Here is a 4101-nt window from a genome sequence, read left to right on the forward strand (position 1 = left end):
ACCTGGTGACCGTTTTGGCGATGGTGCTGGTGTGCTTGCTCGCCGGCCTGTTTGCCATGAGCCGGGTGGCGCGGCGGTTTTACCATCGCCTGGATGCCCTGTTAATGCTGTTGCCCGGCTATGCCTCAAGGAGCCTCTGAATAACTCCTTGCATGCTCAGTCTTTCAGGCTGGTTCGCAATCTAGGCGCGCTTTTGAAGGTGTATGTCCATCCATCGAAAAAGTACAACAACGAGTGCGGGCCAGCCTGAAAGACCCGAAGGGCGCGGCCTGGAGCGCCCATCTGCTGCGCCTTGCCTCTCGGAAAGGGAACCACCCTGACCATCGAGACAAGACACAACAGCTGAACGCTCCAGGCCACGCTGAGTACGCAAGGAGTTATTCAGAGGCTCCTCAAATCCTTTTCCCAGTCCTTGTCGCTGGACGTTTGAGGTGGGGCGCGCGGATGACGGCGAGGTGACGATTTATCTGCCCGGTGCGCCGGACCCCTGGTCGGGTTCGCTGATTCAGGTTACAGCGGATCGTGTTGAACGGCTGACCATGAGTATGCCACAGGCGGTGAGTTATATTCGTAACCTGGGCCGTGAGCGGGGTGCTGGAAAGCCGAGTTAACGGTCTGTATGGTCATAGAGAACCAGGGGTTTGTGCGGCTACCACTGACCAGTCTGTTTGGCGAATAGGGATGTTTTGTATGGCGAAGAATGCTGTGTTGCGAAATTCAACCATTCTTGTGCCGGTGTTCGTGCCGGCGGTTATCGTTGCGATATTGCTGATTATTGGCACCATCAGCGATCCGGAGCTGGCGGGGCAGGCGTTTTCATCTGCCCAGTCCTGGATCACCGTTAACTTCGGTTGGTTCTATATGCTGGTGGTGGCGCTGTTCTTTATCTTTATCGTCGGCATCAGTCTGACTTCCTGGGGCAACATCAAGTTGGGGCCCGACCATTGTGAAGCGGAGTATTCGTTTCCGGAATGGTTCGCCATGTTGTTTTCGGCGGGTTATGGCATCGCGCTGTTGTTCTTCGGTGTGGCCGAACCCGTGCTGCATTATGCCGAGCCGCCAGTGGGCGCTGCGCAAACGGTGGATGCGGCGAAACAGGCCATGCAGATTGCATTCTTCCACTGGGGCTTTCATATCTGGGCGATTTACGGCCTGGTCGGCCTGGTGATGGCGTATTTCGCCTTCCGTCACGGCTTGCCGTTGTCCATGCGTTCGGCGTTTTATCCCCTTATTGGTGAAAAAATTTACGGCCCGATCGGCCATGCCATCGACGTGTTTGCCATTCTGGGCACCATGTTCGGTATCGCCACCACCCTGGGTTTGTCGGCGGCGCAGATTAATGCCGGGCTGAATTACCTGTGGGATGTGCCGGTGGGCAACATGGTGCAGATCAGCGCCATTGCCATTGTTACCGCGCTGGCGACGGTGTCGGTGGTAGCAGGGATGGACAAGGGTGTGAAGCGCCTGTCGATTCTGAATATGGTGTTGGCCGTGACACTGATGCTGTTCGTATTTGTGGTTGGCCCCACCGTGCATATTCTGGAAAGTTTTGTTCAGAATACGGGCAGTTACCTGAGCAATATTGTCGAGCGTACGTTCAATTTGCAGGCGTATACGCACAGTGACTGGATCGGCAACTGGACCCTGTTTATTTTCAGCTGGACCATCGCCTGGGCGCCCTTTGTGGGCTTGTTTATTGCGAAAATCAGCCGTGGCCGAACCATTCGCCAGTTTGTGGTCGGGGTGATGCTGGTGCCCAGTATCTTTACCTTCCTGTGGTTCTCGGTGTTTGGCGATACGGCACTGAATGCGATCATGGAGCGAGGCTATACCGAGCTGGTCAGCCAGGTGCAGGCAGACAAGGCGGTGGCCCTGTTTCAGCTGTTTGATCACTTGCCCTGGTCCACGCTGGTGTCGTTCCTGGCGGTGTGCCTGATTGTGACCTTCTTTGTGACGTCGTCGGATTCCGGCTCGCTGGTGGTGGATTCGCTGGCGTCTGGTGGTGTGCTGGAAACCCCTGCCTGGCAGCGGATTTTCTGGGCGGTACTGGAAGGGGCGATCGCATCGGTGCTGCTGCTGGCCGGTGGTTTGAGTGCGCTTCAGACGATGACCATGGTGAGTGCACTGCCGTTTGCGATTGTCATTCTGCTGGCCGCCGTGGGCATGTGGCGGGCGCTGGTGATCGAGGGGCACCGGGAAACCAGTTTGCAGGCGCACATGGCCCACAGCCGGCATATGACCGGCAGCCAGTGGCGCCATCGCCTCACCGCCATGATCCGTTACCCTTCCCGCGAGGAGGTGGAATCCTTTATTCGTGAAACGGCCATGTCCAGCATGAACAAGGTAGTGGAAGAGCTACGCAAGGCGGGCTGGGATGCCACGGTGAATTTCGACGAGCAGTTTATCCGTGCCGAGCTGGTGGTGAACCGTGATGAGCATGTGGGCTTTATTTATGACATCCGCCTGATTACCACGCCGGTGCCGGAATATGCCTACAGCAGCCGCGAGGCCAAGGTGAGCGATGCCCATGAGTATTGCCGCGCCGAGGTGTTCCTGCGCCGTGGTGGCCGTTCCTACGATGTGTTCGGTTACGATGAGGTGGATATCATCCGCGACATGCTCGACCAGTTTGAAAACTACCTGCACTTCCTGAATGTGGCCCCGGGCAAGCTGCCCTGGGAAATGGCGGAGCACGATGATCTGCTGCGCGATCAGCCCGGTGACCCTAGTGAAGGCAATGACGGAGAAGACGATGGCAGCGTGAAGCCGGTGTAATGATTCACTAACCGAAACGCTGTTATCGCCAGGCGCCCCACATGTTGGGGCGTTTTTCGTTTCAGGGCGAAGTCGGATTACGCCTTTAGGCTCTCTGTGCCCTTGGGTAAATCGGACCTGCAAAACCAGACGACTCTCTGGTTTGTAGGTTGAATTAGCCTGAAAGGCGTAATCCAACATTTAGGGTCGTCAAAACTCGAAGGGTGAGAGTTCAGCGTTTGCGCGCCAGTTTTTCCAGGCTCATCAGGGTATCCAGATAGTTCACGAAGTGTTCCAGATATGCAGGCGACAGCTCGCGCAGGGTTTCGATGGAGCGGGCCACCAGCCGGTGCGAATTGAGCGGGCCGGCGTCGCTGGGGGTCTGGGTAATGGCATCGTCGATGCGCTGGCGTGCCCGGTGTGCCTGGCGCTGGTGGCGAAGCTGGCGCAGGGCGCTCAGCTCCCGTTGCCTGGGCGGCGGGGATGGGGCGCTGGCGCCATTATCTGCCAGTACCCGGGTTTCCTGTTGTTTCAGCAAGCCTGCCAGAGTGTTGCCTTCTTCCGGGCTGTCATCCGCTGGTGGGTTGCTGTAGGCCTGCTGTAAGGGCGCAAACGGTGAAGACGTTACTGGCTGGGGTCGCCGTAGCAGGGAGCGGAACTGGCCGGGATTGTCGGTGGCTTCCCCGGCGCGTTGCAGGGTCTCTCTTGCCTGATGCAGCGCATCTTCGTACTCGGCCAGTTGGGCGGTCAGTTTGCCCTGTGTGCGGATGGGAGGCTCACGCAGGGCAGCCAGCCGCCGGGCCAGGCTGTTCAGGTAATGGAACTGCACCGGCTCGAAATGTTCCGCGCCCTGTTCGCGCAGGGCGGCTAGCCGCTCCAGCAGGGCGCCCAGTGCGGGCGAGGGCGCGGCGTGATCAGGGGGCATCGGCTGCCTCGCTTTGCCTGGGCACCGTGGTCAGCTCCACCCGGCGGTTACGGGCACGGCTGTCGGCGTTGTCGTTGGGGGCCACCGGCTGGTTGTCGCCGAAGGCGGCGGCGAAGACCTGGTCCGCCGGCATGCCCTGTTCGATCAGGGTGCGGGTGACGGTGAGTGCTCGCTGCGCCGACAGGCCCCAGTTATCCGCGTAACGGCCGTTGCCCCGGTTGATGGGCAGGTCGTCGGTGAAGCCGCTGACCATGAGCATGTCGTCGTGCTGGCTGAGGAATACCTGCAGTGGTTTGACCAGATCGCTGAGCAGGGCTTCGCCTTCCGGTTGCAGCTGGTCGGAGTTGAGCTGGAACAGCACGCTGCCGCTGATGCCGATGCGGCCATTGTGAAAGGTCACCCGGCCGCTGGCCAACGGGTCG

The 4101-nt window shown here is 59.2% G+C and carries 4 protein-coding genes; 2 read left to right on the top strand and 2 right to left on the bottom strand.

The features are described from left to right. The first annotated feature begins 431 nt into the window (after positions 1-431). Both A3754_RS17300 and A3754_RS17305 read left to right on the top strand, forming a co-directional pair. The gene (locus tag A3754_RS17300) at positions 432-611 is read left to right on the top strand and encodes a hypothetical protein (protein ID WP_063520696.1); all 180 of its coding nucleotides are present in this window, start codon (positions 432-434) and stop codon (positions 609-611) included. Positions 612-690: 79 nt separating this feature from the next. Further along, on the top strand, positions 691-2775 hold the full coding sequence (locus A3754_RS17305) for a BCCT family transporter (RefSeq protein WP_063520697.1): 2085 nt from the start codon (positions 691-693) through the stop codon (positions 2773-2775). A 211-nt stretch (positions 2776-2986) separates the two neighbouring features. Here A3754_RS17305 and A3754_RS17310 read toward each other — a convergent pair whose 3' ends face one another. After that, complete coding sequence (locus A3754_RS17310) at positions 2987-3679, bottom strand: DUF2894 domain-containing protein (RefSeq protein WP_063520698.1); 693 nt, start codon at positions 3677-3679, stop codon at positions 2987-2989. Next, positions 3669-4101, bottom strand: a 433-nt coding sequence (locus tag A3754_RS17315; RefSeq protein WP_063520699.1) for an OmpA family protein, incomplete at its 5' end; no start/stop codon positions are given. The genes A3754_RS17310 and A3754_RS17315, both read right to left, overlap by 11 nt.

The organism is Alcanivorax sp. HI0083 (assembly GCF_001635175.1).